This window comes from Chelativorans sp. Marseille-P2723 (assembly GCF_902809845.1).
GTDB lineage: Bacteria > Pseudomonadota > Alphaproteobacteria > Rhizobiales > Rhizobiaceae > Chelativorans.
Genome location: NZ_CADDWI010000013.1, coordinates 406,960 through 429,849, shown reverse-complemented (window position 1 = coordinate 429,849; position 22,890 = coordinate 406,960). Strand labels below are relative to the sequence as shown.

At 59.2% G+C, this 22,890-nt stretch carries 27 protein-coding genes; 8 read left to right on the top strand and 19 right to left on the bottom strand.

The genetic code is table 11. The features are described 5' to 3' along the window. Position 1 precedes the first annotated feature (1 nt). The 3 genes from HUS57_RS13440 to HUS57_RS13430 form a co-directional block, all read right to left on the bottom strand. A complete protein-coding gene (locus tag HUS57_RS13440) occupies positions 2 to 856 on the bottom strand; it encodes an ABC transporter permease subunit (RefSeq protein ID WP_246727933.1) in 855 nt (284 codons plus the stop codon). Between the two features lie 89 nt (positions 857 to 945). Continuing rightward, positions 946 to 1,950, bottom strand: a complete 1,005-nt coding sequence (locus HUS57_RS13435; protein WP_173934414.1) for an ABC transporter permease subunit — start codon at positions 1,948 to 1,950, stop codon at positions 946 to 948. 115 nt (positions 1,951 to 2,065) lie between these two features. After that, on the bottom strand, positions 2,066 to 3,661 hold the full coding sequence (locus tag HUS57_RS13430; RefSeq protein ID WP_173934413.1) for an ABC transporter substrate-binding protein: 1,596 nt from the start codon (positions 3,659 to 3,661) through the stop codon (positions 2,066 to 2,068). Between the two features lie 175 nt (positions 3,662 to 3,836). On the opposite strand from HUS57_RS13430, the gene HUS57_RS13425 reads away from it, so the two are divergent. Together HUS57_RS13425 and HUS57_RS13420 are read left to right on the top strand one after the other, a co-directional pair. After that, the gene (locus HUS57_RS13425) at positions 3,837 to 4,388 is read left to right on the top strand and encodes a DUF924 family protein (RefSeq protein ID WP_173934412.1); all 552 of its coding nucleotides are present in this window, start codon (positions 3,837 to 3,839) and stop codon (positions 4,386 to 4,388) included. Between the two features lie 152 nt (positions 4,389 to 4,540). Further along, entirely contained in the window at positions 4,541 to 6,649 is a 2,109-nt protein-coding gene (locus tag HUS57_RS13420) for a long-chain-fatty-acid--CoA ligase (protein WP_281409297.1), read from the top strand. Between the two features lie 27 nt (positions 6,650 to 6,676). On the opposite strand, the gene coaA is transcribed toward HUS57_RS13420, so the two are convergent. The 7 genes from coaA to hisB all read right to left on the bottom strand — a co-directional run bounded on the left by coaA (position 6,677) and on the right by hisB (position 11,354). Beyond that, positions 6,677 to 7,687, bottom strand: coding sequence for a type I pantothenate kinase (gene coaA, locus HUS57_RS13415; protein WP_173934411.1), 1,011 nt, complete (start codon positions 7,685 to 7,687; stop codon positions 6,677 to 6,679). Next, entirely contained in the window at positions 7,684 to 8,013 is a 330-nt protein-coding gene (locus HUS57_RS13410) for a phosphoribosyl-ATP diphosphatase (protein WP_173934410.1), read from the bottom strand. The genes coaA and HUS57_RS13410 overlap by 4 nt, the downstream gene beginning before the upstream one ends. Further along, positions 8,000 to 8,806: an imidazole glycerol phosphate synthase subunit HisF gene (gene hisF, locus HUS57_RS13405; protein ID WP_173934409.1), complete on the bottom strand. Its 807-nt coding sequence runs from the start codon at positions 8,804 to 8,806 to the stop codon at positions 8,000 to 8,002. The genes HUS57_RS13410 and hisF overlap by 14 nt, the downstream gene beginning before the upstream one ends. A gap of 67 nt (positions 8,807 to 8,873) precedes the next feature. Continuing rightward, positions 8,874 to 9,608, bottom strand: coding sequence for a 1-(5-phosphoribosyl)-5-[(5-phosphoribosylamino)methylideneamino]imidazole-4-carboxamide isomerase (gene hisA, locus HUS57_RS13400; RefSeq protein WP_173934408.1), 735 nt, complete (start codon positions 9,606 to 9,608; stop codon positions 8,874 to 8,876). Continuing rightward, on the bottom strand, positions 9,605 to 10,255 hold the full coding sequence (gene hisH / locus HUS57_RS13395) for an imidazole glycerol phosphate synthase subunit HisH (protein WP_173934407.1): 651 nt from the start codon (positions 10,253 to 10,255) through the stop codon (positions 9,605 to 9,607). The genes hisA and hisH overlap by 4 nt, the downstream gene beginning before the upstream one ends. A 2-nt stretch (positions 10,256 to 10,257) precedes the next feature. After that, positions 10,258 to 10,740 (bottom strand): DUF2628 domain-containing protein, encoded by a 483-nt coding sequence (locus HUS57_RS13390; protein ID WP_173934406.1) that lies wholly within the window; start codon positions 10,738 to 10,740, stop codon positions 10,258 to 10,260. Between the two features lie 5 nt (positions 10,741 to 10,745). Continuing rightward, positions 10,746 to 11,354, bottom strand: coding sequence for an imidazoleglycerol-phosphate dehydratase HisB (gene hisB, locus HUS57_RS13385; protein ID WP_173934405.1), 609 nt, complete (start codon positions 11,352 to 11,354; stop codon positions 10,746 to 10,748). A gap of 156 nt (positions 11,355 to 11,510) precedes the next feature. Here hisB and hslV point away from each other — a divergent pair, with 156 nt between their 5' ends. The 4 genes from hslV (at position 11,511) to HUS57_RS13365 (ending at position 14,990) form a co-directional block, all read left to right on the top strand. After that, a complete protein-coding gene (gene hslV / locus HUS57_RS13380) occupies positions 11,511 to 12,059 on the top strand; it encodes an ATP-dependent protease subunit HslV (RefSeq protein WP_173934404.1) in 549 nt (182 codons plus the stop codon). A 64-nt stretch (positions 12,060 to 12,123) separates the two neighbouring features. Continuing rightward, the gene (locus HUS57_RS13375; RefSeq protein WP_173934403.1) at positions 12,124 to 12,558 is read left to right on the top strand and encodes a GNAT family N-acetyltransferase; all 435 of its coding nucleotides are present in this window, start codon (positions 12,124 to 12,126) and stop codon (positions 12,556 to 12,558) included. 37 nt (positions 12,559 to 12,595) lie between these two features. Beyond that, positions 12,596 to 13,906 carry an ATP-dependent protease ATPase subunit HslU gene (hslU, locus tag HUS57_RS13370; RefSeq protein ID WP_173934402.1) on the top strand — a complete coding sequence of 437 codons (1,311 nt, stop codon included), beginning with the start codon at positions 12,596 to 12,598 and terminating at the stop codon, positions 13,904 to 13,906. A 124-nt stretch (positions 13,907 to 14,030) separates the two neighbouring features. Next, complete coding sequence (locus tag HUS57_RS13365; protein WP_173935193.1) at positions 14,031 to 14,990, top strand: DUF1402 family protein; 960 nt, start codon at positions 14,031 to 14,033, stop codon at positions 14,988 to 14,990. Positions 14,991 to 15,001: 11 nt separating this feature from the next. Here the strand turns inward: HUS57_RS13365 and HUS57_RS13360 are convergent, their stop codons facing one another. Genes HUS57_RS13360 through HUS57_RS13345 form a run of 4 tightly spaced genes read right to left on the bottom strand, consistent with a single transcriptional unit; the run spans position 15,002 to position 17,764 of the window. Further along, complete coding sequence (locus HUS57_RS13360) at positions 15,002 to 15,379, bottom strand: helix-turn-helix transcriptional regulator (RefSeq protein ID WP_173934401.1); 378 nt, start codon at positions 15,377 to 15,379, stop codon at positions 15,002 to 15,004. Continuing rightward, a complete protein-coding gene (locus tag HUS57_RS13355; RefSeq protein ID WP_173934400.1) occupies positions 15,379 to 15,912 on the bottom strand; it encodes a Smr/MutS family protein in 534 nt (177 codons plus the stop codon). Before HUS57_RS13355 ends, HUS57_RS13360 begins: the two co-directional genes overlap by 1 nt. Further along, positions 15,909 to 17,018 carry a murein transglycosylase A gene (locus HUS57_RS13350; protein ID WP_246727874.1) on the bottom strand — a complete coding sequence of 370 codons (1,110 nt, stop codon included), beginning with the start codon at positions 17,016 to 17,018 and terminating at the stop codon, positions 15,909 to 15,911. The genes HUS57_RS13355 and HUS57_RS13350 overlap by 4 nt, the downstream gene beginning before the upstream one ends. Positions 17,019 to 17,056: 38 nt before the next feature. Further along, positions 17,057 to 17,764, bottom strand: a complete 708-nt coding sequence (locus tag HUS57_RS13345; protein ID WP_173934398.1) for a Tim44/TimA family putative adaptor protein — start codon at positions 17,762 to 17,764, stop codon at positions 17,057 to 17,059. 182 nt (positions 17,765 to 17,946) lie between these two features. On the opposite strand from HUS57_RS13345, the gene HUS57_RS13340 reads away from it, so the two are divergent. Both HUS57_RS13340 and secB read left to right on the top strand, forming a co-directional pair. Next, complete coding sequence (locus tag HUS57_RS13340) at positions 17,947 to 18,444, top strand: FxsA family protein (RefSeq protein ID WP_173934397.1); 498 nt, start codon at positions 17,947 to 17,949, stop codon at positions 18,442 to 18,444. 105 nt (positions 18,445 to 18,549) lie between these two features. Continuing rightward, on the top strand, positions 18,550 to 19,101 hold the full coding sequence (secB, locus tag HUS57_RS13335; RefSeq protein WP_173934396.1) for a protein-export chaperone SecB: 552 nt from the start codon (positions 18,550 to 18,552) through the stop codon (positions 19,099 to 19,101). Between the two features lie 56 nt (positions 19,102 to 19,157). Here the strand turns inward: secB and dnaQ are convergent, their stop codons facing one another. The 5 genes from dnaQ to HUS57_RS13310 form a co-directional block, all read right to left on the bottom strand. Continuing rightward, positions 19,158 to 19,889, bottom strand: a complete 732-nt coding sequence (dnaQ, locus tag HUS57_RS13330) for a DNA polymerase III subunit epsilon (protein ID WP_173934395.1) — start codon at positions 19,887 to 19,889, stop codon at positions 19,158 to 19,160. A 69-nt stretch (positions 19,890 to 19,958) separates the two neighbouring features. Then, positions 19,959 to 20,543, bottom strand: a complete 585-nt coding sequence (gene coaE, locus HUS57_RS13325) for a dephospho-CoA kinase (protein WP_173934394.1) — start codon at positions 20,541 to 20,543, stop codon at positions 19,959 to 19,961. Continuing rightward, the gene (locus HUS57_RS13320) at positions 20,540 to 21,376 is read right to left on the bottom strand and encodes a shikimate dehydrogenase (RefSeq protein WP_173934393.1); all 837 of its coding nucleotides are present in this window, start codon (positions 21,374 to 21,376) and stop codon (positions 20,540 to 20,542) included. Before HUS57_RS13320 ends, coaE begins: the two co-directional genes overlap by 4 nt. After that, positions 21,369 to 21,977: a Maf-like protein gene (locus HUS57_RS13315; protein WP_173934392.1), complete on the bottom strand. Its 609-nt coding sequence runs from the start codon at positions 21,975 to 21,977 to the stop codon at positions 21,369 to 21,371. Before HUS57_RS13315 ends, HUS57_RS13320 begins: the two co-directional genes overlap by 8 nt. Before the next feature lie 16 nt (positions 21,978 to 21,993). After that, on the bottom strand, positions 21,994 to 22,812 hold the full coding sequence (locus tag HUS57_RS13310) for a pyruvate, water dikinase regulatory protein (protein ID WP_173934391.1): 819 nt from the start codon (positions 22,810 to 22,812) through the stop codon (positions 21,994 to 21,996). Positions 22,813 to 22,890 lie beyond the last annotated feature (78 nt).

Sequence of the window (22,890 nt, the reverse complement as noted above, 5' to 3'; positions counted from 1 at the left end):
CTTACGACCTCTTTAGTTTCGGGTCCAGCGCGTCACGCAGGCCATCGCCCATCAGATTTATGGCCAGAACGGTAATGAGGATCGCAAGACCCGGAAATGTCACCACCCACCAAGCGCGAAGGATGAATTCGCGGGCCTCGGCCAGCATCGTTCCCCATTCCGGCGTAGGCGGCTGCGCGCCCATGCCGAGGAAGCCAAGAGCCGCGGCGTCGAGAATGGCCGTCGAGAAAGAAAGCGTGGCCTGCACAATGAGCGGCGCCGTGCAGTTGGGCAGGATTGTCTTGAACATCAGCCGCAGATTGCCTGCTCCAGCGACCTTTGCCGCGGTGACATAGTCCCGCCCGTTCTCGGCCATCACAGCCGCGCGGGTGAGCCGAACGAAATGGGGCTGCAGGACAAGGGCGATGGCGATCATGGCATTGAGCAGCCCCGGCCCGAGCACGGCCACCAGTACAAGCGCCAGTAGCAGCGATGGAAATGCCAGGATGATGTCCATAAGCCGCATGATGGCTGTATCAACAGGGCCACGGAAATAGCCGGCGATTAGGCCGACGATCACGCCTACCGTTGCCGAAAGGGCAACCACGACCAAGCCGATGAAGAGCGAGAAGCGCGCCCCGTAAAGGAGGCGCGAGAGGATGTCGCGGCCAACCGCATCCGTGCCGAGGATGAATTCCCAGCGCCCGCCTTCCTGCCACACGGGCGGCAAGAGAAAGGAGCCGCGAATCTGCATGGCCGGATTGTGAGGTGCGATGAGCGGGGCGAAGAGCGCCACGAGGACGATTAGGGTGAACACGATAAGCCCGACAACCGCTCCCCGGTTCTGGCGGAAATAGTACCAGAACTCCGAAAGCATCGCGCGGCGTGTGGCCGCTGTGTCGGGCCCGCCTTCCAGGCCGATCCCCGCGTCGGCGCTTTTCGGGTTGGTGGTGGCCATTGCCTATCCTAGTGCCTGATCCTGGGATTTACGAGACCGTAGAGCACGTCCACGAAAAGGTTCACCAGCATGATAATGCCTGCTATCAGCAACAGCCCACCCTGCACTACTGCGTAATCGCGCCGGAAGACGCTGTCGACCATCCACTTGCCGATGCCCGGCCAGGAAAAGATTGTTTCCGTGAGAATGGCGCCGGCCATCAGCACCCCGACCTGCAAGCCAATGGTGGTGATGACCGGAATGAGAGCATTGCGCAGGGCGTGCAATCCGATGACGCGGCGCGGCGGCAAGCCTTTGGCCCGGGCTGTGCGCACATAATCCTCGCTTAACACCTCCAGCATTGCCGAGCGGGTCTGGCGAGCAATGACCGCAAGTGGAATAGTGGCCAGCACAATGGATGGGAGGATGAGATGCGCCACGGCGGACTTGAATGCTCCCGCCTGACCGGAAAGCAGGCTGTCGATCAGCATGAAGCCGGTAACCGACGGGAAGAAATAAAGCAGCGAGATTCGCCCGGAAACCGGTGTCCATCCTAACACCCCAGAAAAAAGGATGATGAGCAGCAGCCCCCACCAGAAGATCGGCATGGAATAGCCTACAAGCGCCGCGCCCATAATGGTCTGATCAAGCCAGGAGCCGCGCCGAACGGCAGAAAGAATGCCCAGCGGCACGCCGAGCACGACGGCTATCAAGATGGCGCATAAGGACAGTTCAAGCGTCGCCGGAAACAGCGCCAGAAAATCATCGAGCACAGGCCGGCGCGTCACAATGGAATTGCCGAAATCGCCGCTTAGAACGCCGGCAAGATAATCCAGATACTGAATATAGAGGGGCCTGTCGAAGCCGAGTTGCTGCATGATCAGGGCATGGCGCTCCGGCGACATTCCGCGCTCGCCGGACAAGAGCACCACAGGATCTCCAGGCAGCACGCGGATGAAGGCGAAGGCGATGATGGAAACTCCGATGAAAGTCGGAATGAGCACCGCAAGTCGCCGGATGAGGAATCGGAACATTGCGCGTTCGACCTCCTTTTACCTCGGCTCAGAATATGAGCGAATAATCCTATCGGGAAATTAAAAAAAAAGCGCGCCGGCTTCCGGCGCGCTCCCCTAGAAGGTTTCAGATGGCCTATTCGACGAGATCCACACCTTCGAAAGCGAAGTCTCCCAGCGGGCTTTGCACGAAGCCTTCCACTTCCTTGCGCATCGGAACGATCGAAAGGGAGTGATTGAGCGTTGCCCAGGGCGCTTCGCGCTTGAAGACGACCTGCGCCTCTTCATAGAGCCGCGTCCGCTCGTCCGGATCGGTTGTTTGCTTTGCCTCAACCACCAAATTGTTGAACTCCTCGTCGCACCACTGCGCCCGGTTGGCGCCGCCGACAGCGTCGCAGCCAAGAAGCGTGTGCAGGAAGTTGTCGGGATCGCCATTATCCCCTGTCCAGCCCAAGATCACCGCGCCATCGCGGTTCACATCGCTTGAGCGCTCCAGATATTCGGCCCATTCGTAGGATACGATCTCAACATCGACGCCGATCTGCCGGAAGTCTGACTGGATCAGCTCAGCAGCACGGCGCGCGTTCAGCATGTAGGGACGGCTGACTGGCATCGCCCAGACTTTCATGGAGAGATCGGTGACGCCGGCCTCTTCGAGCATCCGCTGCGCTTCTTCAGGGTCATAGGGATCGTCCTCGACCTCTTCGTTGTAAGACCACATGGTCGGCGGAATCGGATTCTTCGCCGGTGTAGCCATCCCCTGGAACACAGCATCCACGATCGCTTCCTTGTTGATCGCCATGTTCAGGGCCTTGCGCACTTGTGGATTGTCGAAGGGCTCCATCTGCGTGTTGTAGGCCAGATAGGCGATATTGAGACCTTCCTGTTCCATCACCTTTAGATCAGGATTGGCCTTCATCTCCTCCACATCCGCAGCGTTCGGGAACGGCATCAGATGGCATTCGCCAGCGCTGAGCCGCTGATAGCGTACCGATGCATCGGGAGTAATGGCAAACACGAGGTCGTCAATCGCCTGTTTGCCGTTCCAGTAATCCTCGTGCGCGCGATAGCGGATCACCGCGTCCTGTTGATAGGCGACGAATTGGAAGGGGCCGGTCCCCAAAGGTTGCTGGTTCATGAGCTGCATCTGCCCGTCCGCCTCCAGCTTATCGGCATATTCCTTCGACAGGATGGAGGCAAAAGGCATGGCCAGATTGGCAAGGAAGGGCGCTTCCTGCTGATTGAGCGTGAAGCGCACCGTCATGTCGTCGATCTTTTCGATCGATTTGATGAGGTTCGGGAAACCCATTCCGCTGAAATATTCCCAAGAGCCGCCGGCAACGTACTGATTCCAGGGATGATCGCTCTTCCACTGCCGCTCGAAGGAGTAGATCACATCGTCAGCGTTGAAGTCACGTGTTGGCGTAAAGAAGTCCGTCGTCTGGAACTTGACACCCGGGCGCAGCTTGAAGGTATACTGCAGTCCGTCTTCGGAAATCTCCCAGCTTTCTGCAAGGCCGGGCACCGTCTCCGTTGTTCCCTGTTCGAATTCAAGCAGGCGGTTGTAGACGGTGTGTGCTGCCGCATCGAAAGTCGTCCCTGACGTATAAAGGCCAGGATCGAAGCCTTCCGGCGAACCTTCAGAGCAATAAACGAAGGTCTTCGCACCCGCCGCACCACTCAGCATGGTGGCGGCAAGGAGGGCGGCCGCGAATGTCAGTTTGGTTTTCATCGGGTTCTCCCTTTATATTATCACGAGCCTCCCCGGGGGCCCGCGAAAGGTTCATATAAGCAAAGTTCCTTGAGCGTGGGAACTCCCCGCCGTAGTGCTCTAACGAATTTCCTGAGGAGTTGATAAACTGCTTCGGGGAGCGGTATGCTGATTCCAACGGACATAGGGAGACATCATGGCCGGGTCCTGGATCGACGATGTGCTTTCCTTCTGGTTTGAGGAGGTTGGAAAGGAAGGCTGGTTCAGTGGTGGTCCGGATCTGGACGAAGCGATCCGCCGCCGCTTCGGTGCGCTGCACGAGGAGATGAGTTCGAATCTGGCCAGTGAGGCGATAGACGATCCGCGGGGAACACTGGCTGCGGTCATTCTCTTTGATCAGTTTCCGCGCAATATGTATCGCGGCACTGCAAAGGCATTCTCGACGGACGATCTGGCCATCCGGATCGCCCGCGAAGCGATTGAGCGGAAGTTCGATGAAGGCATGACGCCCGAACAGAAGCAGTTCCTTTACATGCCTTTTCAGCACTCGGAGATCTCGGCAGATCAGGAAAATGCCGTCATGCTCTTCAAGTCCCTGGGCAACGAGGAGGGGCTGCGCTACGCGATCGAACACCGCGACATTATCGAGCGCTTCGGACGCTTCCCTCATCGCAACAAGGCACTCGGACGAGAAAGCACGCAAGAAGAGCTGGCTTTCCTCGAAGAGCACGAGGGTTTTGGCCAGTAAAAAAGGCGTCGGCCTCACTTGCCGGTTAACGGGATAGCCATAACAGGCGTTCCCTTATCGGGGGGCATTGCCGCCTTAAATGTATCGGGCAGCTTGCCTGGCAGCGCCTTAAGCAACCAACTGCCCGGCAGGCGTCTTTCAGGGAGGAGACATTGGCAAGGACGACGAGCAACGGGAGAACGGATGTAGACGTGCCGGCAAAGCTGTCTGAACCAGACGGAAATCTGGCTGAAGCCGCTGACCGGCAGGCTACTGCCTCGAAGGCGAAGGCGCCGGAGGGCAAGAGGAAGCCGCGAGCGGCGGCCACCGCTGCCCGCGCCGAAAAAGATGCACCCCTCGTGAAAGAAACTGCGAAAGCGGAAACGCCTGCGCGCAGGAAAACGGCCAAGGCAACCGATGAAGCAAAGCCTGCCAAAGGCGGTGCGGCAACCAAGTCTCGCAGGGCGACGGTATCAAAGCGACGGGCTGAAACTGACTCCCGGACGAAATCGCGAGCCGCCAAGACGCCGGCGAAGACGGCAAACATTCAGGCGGCCAGTGGCTCGAAAGCGGTTGCGAGCAGAGCTAGGAGCTCTACCGGTGCGCGGCGGAGCACCAAAATCGCCGATAAGCCGTGGCTCAAGACCTATCCGGAAAGCATTGCCGCCGAGATTGGGCCTTTTCGGCATTCCTCACTTGCAGACATGATGCTGGAGGCCTGCCGCGTCTATGCCGACAGGCCCGCCTTCACGCTCATGGACAAGACGCTGACCTTCGCGGAGCTGGAGAAGGCATCGCGGGACTTCGCTGCCTACCTTCAGTCGCTGGGACTGGAAAAAGGCGCACGCGTCGCCATCATGATGCCGAACGTGCTGCAATATCCGGTCGCGATGATGGCGGCTCTGCGGGCAGGCTATGCCGTCGTCAACGTCAATCCGCTTTATACTGAGCGGGAGCTGGAGCACCAGCTACGTGATTCCGGGGCCGAGGCCATCGTCATCCTCGAAAACTTCGCTCATACGCTCCAGAATGCCATGAGCAACACCTCTATCAGGCACATCATCGTGGCCAGTATGGGCGATATGATGGGGCTGAAAGGGCACGTCGTGAATTTCGTCATACGCCGGATGAAGAAGCTCGTGCCTGAATGGTCGCTCCCCCATACAGCTTTCAGGCGGGCGCTGAAGGAAGGCGGATCAATGCGTTTCTCGCCGCCCGAGGTCACCCTCGATGACCTCGCCTTCCTGCAATATACGGGTGGCACGACAGGGACTGCCAAGGGCGCGATGCTTCTTCATCGGAACGTGCTTGCCAATGCGATGCAGTGCGACATCTGGTTCAGCGCAGCCTATCATGACAAGCAGAGGCCGGAACGGGAAGTATACCTCGCGGTCCTGCCGCTGTACCACATCTACGCGCTCACCGTGAATGCGCTCATGGGCATCCAGCTTGGCACACACAACATCCTCATTCCGAACCCGAGGGATATTCCCTCGGTCATCAAGGAATTCAGCAAGTACAGGGTGAACGTGCTGCCGGGGCTGAACACGCTTTTCAATGCGCTGCTCAACCATCCAGATTTCCAGAAACTTGATTTCAAGGACCTCGAACTTACCTTCGGCGGTGGCATGGCGGTCCAGCGCTCGGTCGCTGACCGCTGGAAGAAGCTAACCGGTTGCAAGATCACCGAGGGGTATGGACTTTCGGAAACTTCGCCGGTTGCCACCGCGAACCGGTTTGATACGGAGGAGTTTACAGGCTCGATCGGCCTGCCGATACCATCTACGGATGTCGCCATCCGTGACGATGAAGGGCAGGATGTAGGTATCGGAGAGGTAGGCGAGATCTGCATTCGCGGACCCCAGGTGATGGCCGGCTATTGGAACAGGCCGGAGGAGACCAAGGGTGCGATGACGAGTGACGGCTACTTCAGGTCCGGCGATATGGGGATGATGGACAAGGACGGTTATATCCGCATTGTCGACCGGAAGAAGGACATGATCATTGTCTCCGGCTTCAACGTCTATCCCAACGAAATCGAGGACGTGGTCGCCCAGCATCCGGGCGTTCGTGAAGTCGCGGTCGTTGGCGTGCCCGATGAACACTCGGGCGAAGTGCCCAAGCTTTTCGTGGTCAGGAACGATCCAAATGTCACGGAGGAGGAACTCCTAACATACTGCCGCGAGAAGTTGACAGGGTACAAACGGCCGAAATCGGTGGAGTTTCGCGACGAGCTGCCAAAATCCAATGTCGGCAAGATCCTGCGCCGGGAGCTGAGGTGACTGGCCAGACGTGTAGAACCCTGCCCGTTACAGTTTCCTGATGGCAACCTCCTGCACGAGGTGATTCCGGCCCTTGCGCAGGATGAGGTCGGCGCGAGGTCTGGTCGGAAGGATGTTCTCACGCAGGTTCTTCAGATTGATGTTGTGCCAGAGCTGCTCGGCTATAGCCCGAGCCGCGCTTTCGGAAAGCTGCGAATAGCGGTGGAAGAAGGACTTGGGGTTTTTGAAGGCAGTTTCACGCAGCCGCATGAAACGATCCACATACCACTGGTGGATGAATTCCTCCGGCGCGTCGATGTAGATCGAAAAATCGAAGAAGTCGGAAACGAAGGGCACTGCCTTGCCGTCAGCGGGCAGCTCCCTTGTCTGCAAGACGTTGATGCCTTCGAAAATGAGAATGTCCGGGCGGTCGATGGTCACATATTCCCCTTGGATAACGTCATAGGTCAGATGGGAATAGACCGGCGCCTGCAGATTGGGCACCCCGCCCTTGACGCCCGAGAGGAAGCGGAGGATGGCGCCGATATCGTAGCTTTCGGGAAAGCCCTTGCGGTCCATCAGGTTTTCACGGCGCAGCGCCTCATTTGGATAGAGGAAGCCGTCGGTCGTGACGAGATCCACCTTGGGGCTGGACGGCCAGCGGGTAAGCAGTTCCTTCAGGACACGGGCAGTAGTGGACTTTCCCACCGCAACCGATCCGGCAATGCCGATCAGGAACGGTGACTTGACGGCATTGTTCGCGTCGAAGAATGCCCGCCGCTGCCGAAAAAGCAGTTGCATCGCTTCGACATGCGCTGAGAGCAGCCGGGAGATGGACAGATAAACGCGCCGCACTTCTTCCAGATCAACCGGGTCGTTGAGAGAGCGCAGGCGCCGAACTTCGTCTTCCGTCAGGGTAAGCGGCGTATCGTTCCGGAACTTGGCCCATTGTTCGGCAGTGAAGACCCGGTAGGGGGAATAGCGGTCGGGCGAGACAAGCTGATCCCGCAATGTTTCTTCACTGTGGCTCGTGAGCCTGGTCGGGAGAATCTGATTCATGTCTGCGCTTTCTTTCGCGAGGCTTTTTCCTCAACGCCCGAACGGGCAGTGCGCGATTGCAACTCCGCCATCACCTCGTCCAGGGTGACGCCGGCAAGCGCCAGAACGACAAGCCAATGATACAGGAGATCCGCGCTCTCGGCGACAAGCGCCTTCCTGTCCTGCGCAATGGCGGCGATCACCGTTTCGACGGACTCTTCGCCAAGTTTCTTGGCCGCCTTTTCCATACCCGCAGCAAAGAGCCGGGCCGTCCAGGAATTGGGGTCGCCTGACCGGGACCGCGCAGCGATCACGGCTTCAAGGCTCGAAAGGTCAAACCTGGTCATGCCCTTGCCTTGCGTTTGTCTGGTCGAGCCGCATGGGTATGCCCGCGCGGGACATATGCGCTTTGGCCTCTGCTATGGTGTAAGTGCCGAAATGGAAGATCGATGCAGCAAGAACAGCGGCCGCGTGCCCGTCCCTGATGCCTTCAACCAGATGATCTAACGTGCCAACACCGCCCGAGGCGATCACCGGCGCCCGCACGGCATCGGCAACCGCGCGTGTAAGGGCTATGTCATAGCCCGCCTTGGTGCCGTCCCTGTCCATGGATGTCAGCAAAATCTCGCCTGCGCCAAGCTCCACCACACGCTGGGCGAAGGCGACGGCGTCAATGCCGGTGCCATGGCGCCCGCCATGGGTGAAGATTTCCCAGCGCGGAACTTCGTGTTCGGCAGACACGCGCTTCGCGTCGATCGCCACGACGATGCACTGGTTGCCGAACTTGTCGGCGGCCCGCGCGACGAAATCCGGGTCCTTGACGGCTGCCGTGTTGATCGACACCTTGTCGGCGCCGGCCAGAAGCAGCCGCCGGATGTCGGAAATATCACGGACGCCGCCGCCGACCGTAAGCGGCATGAAGCACTGTTCTGCGGCGCTCTTGACCACATCCATGATGGGCTTGCGGTTTTCCTGGCTCGCAGCAATGTCGAGAAAGCACAGTTCGTCGGCACCAGCGGCGTCATAGGCTTTCGCCGCTTCCACCGGGTCCCCCGCATCCACCAGATCGACGAAGTTCACACCCTTGACGACGCGGCCATCCTTGACGTCCAGGCAGGGAATGATGCGGGCTTTCAGCATTGGACGAGCGCCTTTCCTTCCTGCGCATCCCGGCTGCACCGGCATAGCTTCGGCCGACTCCTCAGCGTCATGTGCGCGGCTTCCGTAACATTGCAAGCGCCGCTTTCGCATCTATCCTGCCATCATACAGCGCACGGCCGGAGATTGCGCCTTCAAGCCTGCCGGCGTCTTCCCTGGTCATACGGTCTATGTCTGCCATGGACGCAAGGCCGCCCGATGCAATGACGGGGATCGTAACGGCATTCGCAAGAGCAATGGTTGCGTCCCAGTTGATGCCGGTAAGCACGCCGTCCCGGTCAATGTCCGTGTAGATGATAGCGGCAACACCTGCGCCTTCGAAACGGCGGGCAAGCTCAGCCGCTTCAAGATCGGATGTCTCTGCCCACCCTTCGACGGCTACCTTGCCTCCGCGGGCATCGATGCCCACTGCTATCTTTCCCGGAAATCTGCGGCATGCCTCGCACACGAGGTCCGGATCGCGCACCGCGGCGGTACCTAGGATCACGCGGGCAAGGCCCTTCTCCAGCCATGCTTCGATATGCGCGAGCGTACGAATGCCGCCACCAAGCTGAACCGGGTTCTTCGTGGCCTGCAGGATGGATTCCACGGCGGCGCCATTAACGCTATGGCCGGCAAAAGCGCCATCGAGATCGACAAGGTGCAACCATTCGAAACCCTGTTGTTCGAAAGTCTTTGCCTGTGCGACGGGATCGGAGTTGTAGACGGTGGCTTCGTTCATGTCGCCGAGCTTCAGGCGCACGCATTCACCATTCTTCAGGTCAATCGCCGGGAAGAGGATCACGGCTGCCACCTCAGGAAATTTGCAATGAGAGCAAGACCAAGCGTCTGGCTCTTTTCAGGGTGAAACTGGGTACCGGCGAGATTGTCTCGCGCAACCGCAGCGGTAATTTCGCCGCCATAATGGGTGACGGCAAGAACATCGGCGTCCCGCCTCGCGTCGAGGTGGTAGGAGTGCACGAAATAGGCGTGAAGCCCCTCCTTGCCCGTTGGAATGCCGTGAAAGAGGGAGTGAGAATGTTTCACGTGAATCGTATTCCACCCGATCTGCGGAACCTTCAGCGATGCATCCTGCGGCGCAATCTCCTTTACGTCGCCGCCGATCCAGCCGAAGCCTTCGGTAACGTCCTTCTCAAGGCCGCGCTCCGCCATCAGTTGCATTCCGACGCATATGCCAAGGAAAGGACGTCCTTTTTTTATTGCGGCCTCCTCTATCGCTTCCGTCATGCCCGCGATTTGATCGAGCCCCGCCCGGCAATCGGCGTAGGAGCCGACGCCCGGCAGCACCAGCCGATCCGCGCTACGCACCTGCTCGGCATTGCCGGCAAGCTCAATCTCGGCGGAAATGTCCGCCTCCACCGCCGCCCTCTCGAATGCTTTGGTAACAGAGCGCAGATTGCCCGAGCCGTAGTCTATGATCGCGACGCGCATCCTCAGGTCTTCCGTGGGTAGTCGATGAGACCTAATGCCGGGCTCGCGGTTTTCCGGCCGGCCGGTACGGTTTGCGTCGGCACTGAGGGAGCCGCGGCTGCCGGTCTTGGATAGGTATTCTCCTTGGCCATCGCATAGTGCCACTCGGCTTCCTCGCGGTTGGCCCCCTCAACCACGCCCCATTCGTGCCAGCCGCGTCTGCGCAGCGCCGCCGCCCGAAGCGCCTGGGCCTCAAGTCCGATAAAGATCGCAAGCAAAAGGGAAAGGGCCGTGGGAAAGAAGGTAGGCTCTATGAGCGAGCCCAGACCGGCAATAACGAGCCCCGCCACAACGAAGACGAGTGCCTCCAGCCACATGCGATGCCACAAGAACCAGATGAGCGGCAGAATAGCGGCCAGCATGGAAAAGCCGTCGCGGATAAGCAGCGCCGTTTCGGCCTTTCCTTCACCCGCCTCTGCCGACTCCATGACAATATAGCTCGCCATTGCGATCAGCCGTTCAACGTGCCCTTGGTCGATGGAATGGTATTCGGCTGGCGCGCATCCGGCTCACAGGCTGCCCGCAGCACCCGCGCAACGGCCTTGAAGCAGGTCTCCGCAATGTGGTGAGAATTAGCGCCATAAAAATTGGTTACGTGCAGTGTAAGCCCCGCATTATGCGCCAGGGCCTGGAAAAACTCCCGTACCAGTTCCGTATCAAAGGTGCCGATTTTCGCGGAGGGAAACTCCACCTGCCATACGAGGAAGGGCCGCCCGGAAATATCCACCGCCGCCCGGGTCAGCGCCTCGTCCATGGCAAGGTCTAGCGAAGCGTAGCGCATGATGCCGCGCCGGTCGCCCAGCGCTGCGGCAATGGCCTGGCCTATGGCGATCCCGCAATCCTCCACTGTATGGTGATCGTCGACCTGAAGGTCACCTCGTGCGGTCACCTTGAGGTCCATGAGCGAGTGGCGGGAAAGCTGGTCCAGCATGTGGTCGAAGAAGCCCACGCCAGTCTGTATATCGGAACGGCCCTGACCATCGATATCAAGCACAACGAAGACTTCGGTCTCGCCTGTCTCCCGGCCGATTTCGGCTCGGCGCGTCTGGCTCGCGGCCATGGATCTTTCCCTTTATGACAAAAGAGCCTGCCTTTTAGAGCAAGTGGGCGCGAAATTCCAGCGGGCATGCCGCTGCGGATGCGTTTGCATTCTTCCATCACAATCTTACATAGACGCTGAGGATTACGCCCGAGCGCCATCTCAGGAGCAGCTTTGATGAGTGACAACCAATCCATGCATGCAACGACCATCGTCACCGTGCGCAAGGGTGGCAAGGTAGTGATCGCCGGTGACGGGCAGGTGAGCCTCGGACAGACAGTAATGAAGGGAAACGCACGCAAGGTGCGGCGTATCGGTAACGGCAACGTGATTGCCGGTTTCGCCGGAGCGACGGCGGACGCGTTCACTCTTCTTGAAAGGCTGGAAAACAAACTGGAACAGTATCCGGAACAGCTCCTGCGCGCCTGTGTAGAGCTTGCCAAGGATTGGCGCACGGACCGTTATCTGCGCCGCCTCGAAGCGATGATGCTGGTGGCCGACAGGCACGTGACGCTCGCCTTGACCGGAAATGGCGATGTTCTGGAGCCGGAGCAGGGCGTGATGGCTATCGGTTCGGGCGGTAATTTCGCGCTTGCCGCGGCTCGGGCACTTGTCGATACCGACAAGAGCGCTGAGGAGATTGCCCGCAAGGCCATGGAGATCGCCGCCAGCATTTGTGTTTACACCAACGACAACATCGTTATCGAAGCGCTCGATGCCGACTGAACCGCAGATCGGTTTTACCCCGGTGGAACCGCGACATCGTCCAATGTTCAGGCAATGGCTAAGCATGCCGCATTTACGGGCGCGGTGGGGCGAGGCAGAGACAGAGCTGAGCATTTCCTGCGGTATGGTGGAGGGGCGTGATAGAACCGAGCCCTTCCCTATCCATGTTGAATGGCAAACGGGCGGCTACATCCAGCCCGGGTTCGTGCGCCACCATCAGAATGACGATTGGCTGAAGGAGCCTCCCGGGTTGAAGGAGCTGGCGCCGGCTGGCGTTGGCATCGACCGATCAATTGGCGATGCGAAAAGACTGTCCAGGGGCATTGGTTCGGCGGCTTCCAGTGCTTTTATAGGCAAGCTCCTCGCCGAAGGCCATAAGGATATCATCGTTGATCACGACGCGGGTAACCTGCGCGCCCTGAACGTTTACAGAAAGGCCGGTTTTCGACAGGTTCCGTCTCTATTTCCGTATCTAGAAGAGCGCACCGGAGCGTCTTGATCATGCAATTCGACCGAAAGTCTAGCGAGACCACGATATGACCAATTTCTCACCGCGCGAGATCGTCTCCGAACTCGACCGCTACATCATCGGTCAGAGGGATGCAAAACGGGCAGTCGCAATTGCGTTACGCAATCGCTGGCGGCGGCAGCAACTGCAACCGGGGCTGCGAGAGGAGGTGATGCCCAAGAACATTCTGATGATCGGCCCGACCGGCGTCGGCAAGACGGAGATTTCGCGCCGCCTCGCCAAGCTGGCCAACGCCCCCTTCGTCAAGGTTGAGGCCACGAAGTTCACCGAGGTCGGCTATGTCGGGCGCGACGTGGAGCAGATCATACGCGACCTTGTCGAGGCATCGATCGCGCTCACGCGTGAGAAGATGCGCGAGGGCGTGAAGGCCCGCGCGCACATGAACGCGGAAGAACGCGTCCTTGAAGCGCTGGTAGGAAAGACTGCAAGCCCGGCGACGCGCGACAGCTTCCGTCAGAAGCTCCGCTCCGGCGAACTCGATGACAGGGAAATCGAGATACAGGTGGCTGACACGGGTGCCGGCATGGGTGGCTTTGATATCCCAGGCATGCCGGGAGCCAATATCGGTGTGCTCAACATCAACGATATGCTGCAAAAGGCAATGGGCGGCGGCCGCTCGAAGTCCATCAAGACCACAGTGAAGGAGTCCTACAAACACCTGATCGACGACGAGTCGGACAAGCTTCTCGACCAGGAGGAGGTGAAACGCGTTGCGCTCACGACAGCAGAAAATGACGGCATCGTCTTTCTCGACGAGGTAGACAAGATCGCGGCGCGAGAGGGCGGTTTAGGCGCAGGTGTCTCCCGCGAGGGCGTGCAGCGAGATCTTCTTCCCTTGGTAGAGGGTACCACCGTCGCCACAAAATATGGCCCGGTGAGGACGGACCATATCCTCTTCATTGCCTCTGGTGCCTTCCATGTGTCTAAGCCTTCGGATCTTCTTCCGGAACTGCAGGGCCGTTTTCCGATCCGGGTCGAGCTTCGGGCACTGGAGAAGGAGGATTTCCGCCGCATTCTCACCGAGCCGGAGGCGAGCCTCATCAAACAGTATGTGGCGTTGATGCAGACCGAAGGTGTCGAGCTTGAATTCGCCGATGATGCCATAGATCGGCTGGCGGCCATTGCGGTCGAGCTCAATGCAACGGTCGAAAACATAGGGGCCCGGCGGCTTGCGACGGTAATGGAGCGGGTGTTGGACGACATTTCCTATAATGCGCCTGATCGGTCCGGAACGAAGGTGACGATCGACGCGGCCTATGTGGACGAGCATGTCGGCGATCTCGCCAAGAATGCCGACCTTTCGCGCTTCATTCTGTGATGCTTTTGCCACGGCATGGATAACCCGTTTCGACGCAGGGGTTTAGCGCTCGACTTGGCTTAGCCCTTTCCCTTACCGTGCCGCGGATTCTTGTAGAGATTCGCTTGGAAAGTGGGGGCTGGCGCTGAAATACGGCATCCTCGTGGGAGTTTTTTTGAGTCTGGCGATGCCAGCCTGGTCTGCACAGGCAGTTCCGCCAGGAAACCGCAGCCTGAAGCAGCCGGCAATCCCCGGCGCTTCCGCACGGCGGACGGAGGTGCTCCGGACCACATATCACGCGAAATATGATCGCATCCACCAGCTTCTTAGCAGGGATGCGGTGCTACGATTGAAGATCCGCAACGTAGCTGCCAGTTATGGCATCGCGCCCATCCACATCATCGGAGCGATTGTCGGAGAGCACACCTATAACGTCGATGCCTACGACCAGCTTCAAACCTATTACGTGAAGGCAATTTCCTATCTGAACAGCAGCTTCACCTTCTCCTATGGAGGGGAGAATCTGGACGATTTTATCCAGCGGCCGCAATTCGCCGCCTGCGATCAGAAATCAGGAAGCTATGCACTTTGGACTTGCCGGGAAGAGGTGTGGGATCGCGAGTTCCGCGGCCGCTCTGTAGACGGCAAGCGCTTTCCCAACGACCGCTTCAGCGCGGTATTCCTGCAACCCTTTTTCGCAGGCCAAACCTTCGGCATCGGCCAGCTCAATCCGCTGACGGCGTTGCAGATGACAGATCTAGTGCACGAGACGTCAGGTTTTCCGAAGATCGACCATCGTGACCCCCAAGGGGTCTATCGGGCGATCATGGACCCCGACATCTCCCTGGCCTATGTAGCCGCAACCTTGAAGACATCGATCCGCATTTACGCGAAAGTAGCCGGGTTTGATATCAGCACCAATCCCGGTATCACAGCGACCCTATACAACCTTGGAAATGTGGAAACACGTGCTGCCCGGCTAGCGGCCGAGAACAGGTTGCGCAGAAAGCAGGGCCGGCCGCTGAAGCTGCCTGAAGAAAACTATTATGGCTGGCTGATCAACGACAAGCTGCAGGATCTGCAGGCGATTGCCGCTGAATCTTAACGCGAGGCATGCTATTGGTTTCTTTGCCTGCGCTTCAGAATGTCTTTAAGGGCGAGATGGAGCTGCGATAGCTCCTCCTCGTTGAGATCTGCTATGTTCTGGGCAAGCAGATTTGCCAGCGCCGTTGCCTTCTCGGGAAGGCCCGCAGTATCGACGACGACGCGCGGATGCGAAAGCTCGGCCAGGCTCTGGAGTTCGTCCGCCTCGTCCCAGATGACGTTGAAATAGCCAATGATCTTCTGGACCATCGCCCAGTTGGGAGGGCTGCGCTTGCCGTGCTCAAGCGCGGAGAGATAGGCAGGGCTCACGCCGAGAGCGTCTGCCATCTCTTTCTGGCTGATACCGCGCGCACACCTGAGCGCTCTTATCTTCGCCCCAAAAGGCGTCATTAGGACCTCAACCGCCTTAACCGCACATAGAGCGCGCCGGAACCGCCGTGATGACGCGCGGCCGCATCGAAGCCGCTGACGATCTGCGAAAATGGGGCTGTGGCAAGCCATAACGGTACCACTCGGCGCAGCACCCCTTCAGGCTGCCCCGATCCCTTGCCGGTTATTACCAGCACGTGGCGGCGATCGCTGGCATGTGCCTGCTGCAGAAAGGACAGTAGAAGCGCGTACGCTTCTTCCTGGGTAAGACCATGTAAGTCTACTCGTCCCGCAATTTGGATGCGGCCGCGCGCAATCTTCTGATGCGTCGGCTGGTCGAGACGATGAGGAGACTGGATTGCTGCGCCTGCGGAAGGAGCCTCCGATTTTCTGAGCGGCGGCTGGTCATCAATCATCCGCTCGAAGGATTGATGCTCTTCGGAAGTGGGCGCATCCGGATAGGATTTGCCCGGCATCGCTTTTGCCGTTCGTGCAACGCGGCTCCACAAGATGCGGTCTTCCGTCGTCAGTTTCCCAGATGCGCGAGTCTTCATATCGATATCGCCTCAGCCACCGATCGCGGCAGCAAGGCAAAGAAATTGGCCTCGTGCCGGATCGTCCCGGCAGCTTCACCAGCCGCTTTTCCCGTTCCGATGAAGAGGTCGCCACGTGCGGCGCCCGTGATGGCCGAGCCCGTATCCTGCGCTATCATGAGTCGGCGGAATGGTCGCCCATCCAGATGACGGAGGCCAGGTGCATCGATGAAGAACGGTGTACCGAATGTGTGCAGGAGCCTGTCTACGGCAAGCGAACGCCCCGGTTGAAGCTGGACCTTTGCTGCTGCGATCGGTCCGAGTTCGGGATCGCAAGGTGGAGATTTCCGGAAGAAGATATAGGAGCGGTTCTTCCACAATATCTCGCTTTGCCGGTGTGGATGATCCGCCAACCAGGCTTTAATGCTTTGCATTGAAACCTCTTCCAGCGGAATTTCCCCGAGTTCCGCCAGAACGCGGCCTATCCCGGTAAAGGGGTGGCCCGATTTCGCGGCATAGGTGACGCGCAGTACTTCCCCGCCCGGCAGCGTGAGCCGCGCGGCGCCTTGCACATGAATGAAGAAGGCATCGATACGGTCTGCCAGCCAGCAAAGTTCGAGTCCCCGCCCATCGAGCGCGCCCCGCTCGATTGCCTCGCGGTCGTGATAGGGCAGAAGTTTCTCGCCTTGCCTGCGGGCGAAAGCAAGGTTGGCATCCCAGCCGGCAGGCCGGTTCAGGCCATCGACATCGGCGAGATCCTCTGGCCGGCGATGAAGCGGAAAACGGAAAACCTGCGTGCGCATGTGTGAAGCCGCAGCCTCTGGCTCGAAATAGCCGGTAACGAAACCCTGCCCTCCTTCTTCGGACCGGACATGGAAGGGGACGAAATAACGTTCAAAAAAGGCCTGCGCTTCAAACGGAGATACCGGATGTTTCAGTGAAGCGGCCCGTGCCCCGGCCTCCGCAAGGGATTCAGTACGAATGCCAAAGCTGCCGGTGCGGTATGGCTTGCTTTGCGAACGAACCGCAGAACGCGCGAAGGCTGCCAAGGCAGCCGATGGATCGTCATCGTGCCACCCTGGAAGGACGTGGAAGGAGACGCGGCGAAACAGCTCAGGCAGGCTCACGGGCATCCCTTCCCTGCCACCTCACGCAGAGGGCGGCATCATTCCTCTGCTTCGGTCGCCACCAGCTTCCAGTTGGGATCGCGTGAGCGCGTGTCACGGGCGAAGGTCCATACATCCTTGACCTCGGCCACCGTTTCGGGATCGCCGTCAATTACGTCGCCGGTACTATCCCGTGTTGCCGAAATCAACTCGCTGACTATGCGCAGCGTAACATGAGCCTCGCTGCCCTTCATCTCGGCGCCGACAATGGCTACCTTGTCGATACCGACAAAGGAGGATTCGATCTTCTCGGATCGCTTCTCCCGCTCATCAATTGCGGCAACGAAGCCATCATAAACTTCGCGGGAGAGAAGGCTCTTCAGCGTGCGCCTGTCTCCATCGGCGTAAGCCATTACGATCATCTCATAGGCAAGCTTAGCGCCTTCTATGAAGGAGTTGGGATCGAAAGAGGCATCCGCGTCCTTAATCGCCCTCATGCCTTTGTTAAGCTCGGAACCGGGCTGGGCAATAGAGTCTATGGCAGTATAGCGTTCAGCGTCGGGTGCGGCTTTGCGCCGCGGTAGCGATACGACGGCATCCGACCCATCCGCCTTTGCCGGCTCGGGCTGCCGCGAGCGGCCAGCGGTATAGGGATCGAAAGGCGGTCGCTCGTTACCGGTCCTCCGGCCGAGAACATTCCGTAACTGGTAGAAGATCACGATGGCCGCGACCAGAAAGAAAATCGTGCCAAAATCAAGGAAACCCATTGTATCCGCCAATGTCGCTGTATCGTGTTTGCGCCTGCCTGGGCTGAGCCCGAACACGAAGACATGGCGCTGCTGCGATTAGAAACCATATAGAACGCACAAGGCAATCATTCAAATCGCTGATCTTCGTTCCTATCTCCGGAAACGAATGTTGAGCAGCCAGCCGTGAGGTAAGTCCCAACGTGCGCTTTGCAATTATCCCGATAATTTTGCTCGCCACTCCGATCATAGAGATCGCCACCTTCATCTGGGTAGGCGAGCATATCGGCATCCTGGCTACGCTGGCGCTAATCTTCGCGACGGCGATAGCTGGCACAATCCTTCTGCGGATCCAGGGCTTTGGCATTTTCACCCGGATGCGGCGAACATTGGAAGAAGGCCAGGTTCCGGGTCGCGAAGTCGTGCATGGCGTCATGATTCTCGTTGCCGGAATATTGCTTGTGCTCCCTGGCTTCGTGACGGATACGATTGGCATTCTACTGTTCATACCGCCTGTGCGGGACCTTGCCTGGTCGTTTCTGCGCGACCGCGTTATCATCATTGGACCTGGTGGCAACGAACGGTCTTGGAGGCGGTCCCAGCGACGGGAAACGCGTACGATCGATCTCGACGTCAGGGAGTATTCGCGTTCGGACGGGAAAGACTCCCCCTGGCGCCGTCCCGACAGGCCCTCGGATTGACAGGCAGGACGCCAAACTTGTCTTGCCATTGGTGCCGTGTTAGCGACACCCACGATTTTGGATCGGCGCCCGGGCGGCGGAGGATAATTCTAGAGGATCACGCGAATGGCTGAAAAATCGAAGCAGACCGGAACTTCGGCGGAGGGGGCGCCGGCGGACGTCGACAACCAGAAGGCAGGTGCCGAGCAGAAGCAGGCGGAGGGGAATTCCACGCAGCCGACGCTCAATGTTCTGGCTCAATATATCAAGGATCTGTCCTTCGAGAGCCCCGGCGCGCCGCAGTCACTGATCACGCGGAACAAGGCACCGGCCATCAACATCAATGTCAATGTCAACGCCAATCCGATCAGCGGAAATGACTATGACGTTCACCTGACGTTGAATGCCCGAGCGGAAGCCGACAACAACGTCGTCTTCAATGTCGAGCTCATCTACGGAGGCGTTTTCCGCATCCAGGGTTTTGCACAGGAGCATATGCTGCCGATCCTGTTCATCGAATGCCCGCGGCTGCTCTTCCCCTTCGCGCGGCAGGTGATCGCAGACGCGACACGAAACGGCGGCTTCCCACCCCTTCTGATAGATCCGATCGATTTTGCCCGCATGTTCCAGCAGCGGCTGGCTGAGGAACAGGCGAATCGGAAGGTGCAGGTTTCCTGACGTTACCATCCTGCCTGATCCGGAGACGGGCGAATGCTCCGTCTCCTTTTCGGACATCAGGCTATCTCCTGCTCCTCTGCAAGGATCTCTCCATAGAATTTGTGCCAGAGCGCCTTTTCGCCGATGGCGTCCACCAGCGCCGCATGGGCCTCCCGCTCGGCAGTACTTAGCCGTGATGGGAGCGGACGCGGCCTTGGCGGCAAGTCGATCGGTATGCGATCGGTTTGAGACGCGCCATTTTCTCCTTGGGCGACGATCTCCAGGCCAAAATCAGCCTGCCTTCCGCCGGCGAGCTCGATATAGACTTCCGCAAGTAGCTCAGCGTCCAGAAGCGCGCCATGCTTGGTTCGATGGGAGTTGTCGATGCCGTAGCGGCGGCAGAGCGCGTCGAGCGAATTGGGGCCCATCGGGTGCTTGCGCCTGGCAATCGCCAGAGTATCCACAACGCGTCCAGGCTCGATGCCGGGCTGATCCAGCCCCTCCAGTTCCGCGTTGATAAAGCCGATGTCGAAATTGGCATTGTGGGCGACAAGCTTCGCACCGTCGATGAAATCCAAAAACGCCTTCAGTATCTCACCAAATACCGGCTTGTCGGCCAGATCGGCATCGCTGATGCCATGCACGGCCTGCGCATCGGGATGGACGGAGCGGCCCTGCGGATTGATAAAGAAATGAAGGGTGCGTCCGGTGGGGAAGCGGTTGACCAGTTCCACGCAGCCAAGCTCGATCACCCGGTCGTCGCGCGGGTCGAGTCCTGTCGTTTCCGTATCGAAGACGATTTCACGCATCGAATCACTCCCCGCAAAAAGCATGGGACATGCACATGCTCCAAGGCAAGGCTATAGGCGGGATACTGTTCAGCTTTTCGTTAACTGGGCGATGATGTCGCGGACCGCCTGTCGCGCCGCCTCCATACCCAGGCTCGTGTCGATGATGAAATCGGCGAGGCGCCGTTTCTCCGCATCTGGTACCTGGCGAGCTATAATGGCTGAGAGCTTTTCCGGAGTCATGCCAGGCCGCGCCAGCACTCTTTCGCGTTGTATTTCGGCCGGGGCAGTCACAACCAGCACCTTGTCCACGCGTGCTCTGCCACCGGTCTCGAACAGGAGGGGAATGTCGAGCACGACCAGCGGCGTTCCCTTGCCCCGTTCTTCCTCCACGAAGAGGTCTGCATCCCGGCGCACCATGGGATGGATAAGCTCTTCGAGCCTCCTCATGGATTGCTTATCTCCAACCACGGCTTGGGCAAGCCGATCCCTGTCCACCTTGCCGCCGGCCGTGGTGCCGGGGAAAAGCGCTTCCACGGCCGACACCGCCTCGCCTTCATAGAGCCGGTGCACAGCGGCGTCTGAATCGTGTACCGGAACACCCTCTTCCTCGAACATTCGGGCTGTGGTGGATTTTCCCATGCCGATAGAGCCGGTCAGCCCGAGAATGATCATTGGCTCTTCTCCAGATCGGCCACCACCATGTCTCGCAAGGCGGAGGTAACTTCCGGCCGGACGCCGAACCAGCGCTCGAACCCCGGTACCGCCTGGTGCAGCAGCATACCCAGACCATCTGCCGTGACTAGGCCCCGTGCCGCGGCCGCAGCCAGCAGGGGCGTTTGAAGCGGCACATAGACGATGTCGGTTACGATCGCCTGGCCAGGCAACGCCTCAAGTTCGATGTCGAGCGCTGGCGTCCCAGCCATGCCGAGGGAGCTGGTGTTCACCAGCAGGCCGGTGCTTTCCAGAAGCTCGTTCCGCTTCTCCCATGGGTGAGCGGTTGCGCCGCTTCCGAAGACCTCGGCAAGATCGCGCGCCCGCTGCTCCGTCCGATTGACGATGCGGATCCTCCGCAAGCCGCGTTTCAGAAGGGCGTATATGACCGCACGGGCAGCGCCGCCAGCGCCAATTACCGTGGCTACCCCGACATCCGGCCAGCCCGGAGCATTGGCATCGAGATTGGCCGCGAAGCCGTAGGCATCCGTATTACCGCCGCAAAGCCTGCCGTTCTCTAACCACAGGGTGTTCACGGCACCGATGGCCTGCGCGGCTTCGTCCCGCCTTTCAACCAGGTTCCAGGCGCTCTCCTTGTGGGGGATGGTTACGTTTCCACCGGCATAATACCGGGAAAACTCGCGAAGAAAGGCAGGAAACGCCTCGGGCGTCACATCCCGTCTTTCGTAGGAACCTTCGATGCCGTGCTCCTTGAGCCAGAAATTGTGAATGAGGGGGGAGCGCGAATGGCCGATCGGGTGGCCGCAGACAAAAGCTCGGCGCGGCTCAACCATCTATCGCTCCTACTTCGCGCAATTTTGACAGAAGCGGAAGGAGGGGAAGGCCGACTATGGTGAAGTAGTCGCCTTCGATCCTGTCGAAAAGCTGGATGCCTTCGCCCTCTACCTGATACGCGCCAACGCTTGACAACGCCTTTTCTCCCACATTGGAGAGATGCCGGCCGATGAAGGCGGGATCGAGCTTGCGCATGGTCATGTTCGCAACGCTCACATGGCGCCAGACCACGTCACCCGCTCGCGCAAGGACAACAGCGCTGTTTAGCTGGTGGGTCTTTCCGGAAAGTGTCAGAAGATGCCGACGCGCGCCCTCCATGTCTGCCGGCTTGTGGTACAGCCGATCACCGAGCGAAAGCGTCTGGTCGCCACCGATGACCCAGCCTAATGGATTGCGTTCGGATACGTCGAGGGCTTTGGCTTCCGCAAGAATGAGGGCGACATCTTCCGCCGAAGCACCACTTCCTTCCAGCGGCGCTTCCAGCGCGCGCTCGTCGAGCTGGGGGGCAACGGCTTTCACCTTCAGCCCGGCATTTTCCAGCAATTGGCGGCGGAAGGGGCTGGTGGATGCCAGAATGAGCGGTTCTTTCTTGTGGGGCATGTTGTTGTGTTCCTGTTCACCAAGGCTTCCCACGCAACGCGAGAATGGCAGCAGCCGTCTCCTCGATAGATCGCCTGGTTACGTCGATGACGGGCCAGCCATGACGGCTACAAAGCTGACGTCCATAGGCAAGTTCCCGCACTATTGACGCCCGGTCCACATATGAATCGAAATCCACTCCTGAACCGCCAAGAACGCGGTTCTGCCGCACCTGAGAAATGCGTTCTGCCGAAGCCACAAGGCCGACAATGAGCGGCCGCTTCGCATTTATAAGCGCATCAGGCAGCGGCATGTCGAGGACGATGGGAATATTGGCCGTTTTGATGCCGCGATTAGCCAGATAAATACTGGTCGGCGTCTTGGAGGTACGGGAAATGCCAACCAGTATGATATCCGCTTCCTCGATGTCGGGGGGAAGCTGCCCGTCATCGTGCTCCATGGTGAAGTTCAACGCATCGATACGGCGGAAATATCCCGCATCCAGCACATGCTGGGCCCCAACGCGTCGGCCAGCGGGTGTCCCGAGGTAAGATTGGAAGACCGTCAGCACCGGTTCGAGCACGGAAACGCTGGGTAGCCCCATGGCCGCACAGCGCTCGTCGATGAGCCGGGCAAGCTTCTTGTCGACCACCGTGTAGAGAACAATACCCGGCTCCTCGTCGATCTCCGTCAGAACCTTCTCCAGCTGTTTTTCCGTGCGGATGAGGGGATAGATGTGCTCGATCGCTCGCGCGTTCTTGTACTGCGCTGCCGCGGCCCGACCGGCGGCCAGCAATGTCTCGCCTGTGGCATCGGAAATCAGATGCAGATGAAAGAAGCTCTGCGGCTTATGCACAGGGCGCCCCCGTTTCTGTGGAGAGTTGTTGATAGCGTGCCCCTTTTCCAAAGGCGAGCACCCCACTGGGGAAAAGAT

What these genes read in the sequence shown, in the direction of transcription:
- HUS57_RS13440 (WP_246727933.1), bottom strand. Translation starts at nt 856, where the DNA reads ATGCTTTCGGAGTTCTGGTACTATTTCCGCCAGAACCGGGGAGCGGTT.
- HUS57_RS13435 (WP_173934414.1), bottom strand. Translation starts at nt 1,950, where the DNA reads ATGTTCCGATTCCTCATCCGGCGACTTGCGGTGCTCATTCCGACTTTC.
- HUS57_RS13430 (WP_173934413.1), bottom strand. Translation starts at nt 3,661, where the DNA reads ATGAAAACCAAACTGACATTCGCGGCCGCCCTCCTTGCCGCCACCATG.
- HUS57_RS13425 (WP_173934412.1), top strand. Translation starts at nt 3,837, where the DNA reads ATGGCCGGGTCCTGGATCGACGATGTGCTTTCCTTCTGGTTTGAGGAG.
- coaA (WP_173934411.1), bottom strand. Translation starts at nt 7,687, where the DNA reads ATGAATCAGATTCTCCCGACCAGGCTCACGAGCCACAGTGAAGAAACA.
- HUS57_RS13410 (WP_173934410.1), bottom strand. Translation starts at nt 8,013, where the DNA reads ATGACCAGGTTTGACCTTTCGAGCCTTGAAGCCGTGATCGCTGCGCGG.
- hisF (WP_173934409.1), bottom strand. Translation starts at nt 8,806, where the DNA reads ATGCTGAAAGCCCGCATCATTCCCTGCCTGGACGTCAAGGATGGCCGC.
- hisH (WP_173934407.1), bottom strand. Translation starts at nt 10,255, where the DNA reads ATGCGCGTCGCGATCATAGACTACGGCTCGGGCAATCTGCGCTCTGTT.
- HUS57_RS13390 (WP_173934406.1), bottom strand. Translation starts at nt 10,740, where the DNA reads ATGGCGAGCTATATTGTCATGGAGTCGGCAGAGGCGGGTGAAGGAAAG.
- hisB (WP_173934405.1), bottom strand. Translation starts at nt 11,354, where the DNA reads ATGGCCGCGAGCCAGACGCGCCGAGCCGAAATCGGCCGGGAGACAGGC.
- hslV (WP_173934404.1), top strand. Translation starts at nt 11,511, where the DNA reads ATGAGTGACAACCAATCCATGCATGCAACGACCATCGTCACCGTGCGC.
- HUS57_RS13375 (WP_173934403.1), top strand. Translation starts at nt 12,124, where the DNA reads ATGCCGCATTTACGGGCGCGGTGGGGCGAGGCAGAGACAGAGCTGAGC.
- hslU (WP_173934402.1), top strand. Translation starts at nt 12,596, where the DNA reads ATGACCAATTTCTCACCGCGCGAGATCGTCTCCGAACTCGACCGCTAC.
- HUS57_RS13360 (WP_173934401.1), bottom strand. Translation starts at nt 15,379, where the DNA reads ATGACGCCTTTTGGGGCGAAGATAAGAGCGCTCAGGTGTGCGCGCGGT.
- HUS57_RS13355 (WP_173934400.1), bottom strand. Translation starts at nt 15,912, where the DNA reads ATGAAGACTCGCGCATCTGGGAAACTGACGACGGAAGACCGCATCTTG.
- HUS57_RS13345 (WP_173934398.1), bottom strand. Translation starts at nt 17,764, where the DNA reads ATGGGTTTCCTTGATTTTGGCACGATTTTCTTTCTGGTCGCGGCCATC.
- secB (WP_173934396.1), top strand. Translation starts at nt 18,550, where the DNA reads ATGGCTGAAAAATCGAAGCAGACCGGAACTTCGGCGGAGGGGGCGCCG.
- dnaQ (WP_173934395.1), bottom strand. Translation starts at nt 19,889, where the DNA reads ATGCGTGAAATCGTCTTCGATACGGAAACGACAGGACTCGACCCGCGC.
- coaE (WP_173934394.1), bottom strand. Translation starts at nt 20,543, where the DNA reads ATGATCATTCTCGGGCTGACCGGCTCTATCGGCATGGGAAAATCCACC.
- HUS57_RS13320 (WP_173934393.1), bottom strand. Translation starts at nt 21,376, where the DNA reads ATGGTTGAGCCGCGCCGAGCTTTTGTCTGCGGCCACCCGATCGGCCAT.
- HUS57_RS13315 (WP_173934392.1), bottom strand. Translation starts at nt 21,977, where the DNA reads ATGCCCCACAAGAAAGAACCGCTCATTCTGGCATCCACCAGCCCCTTC.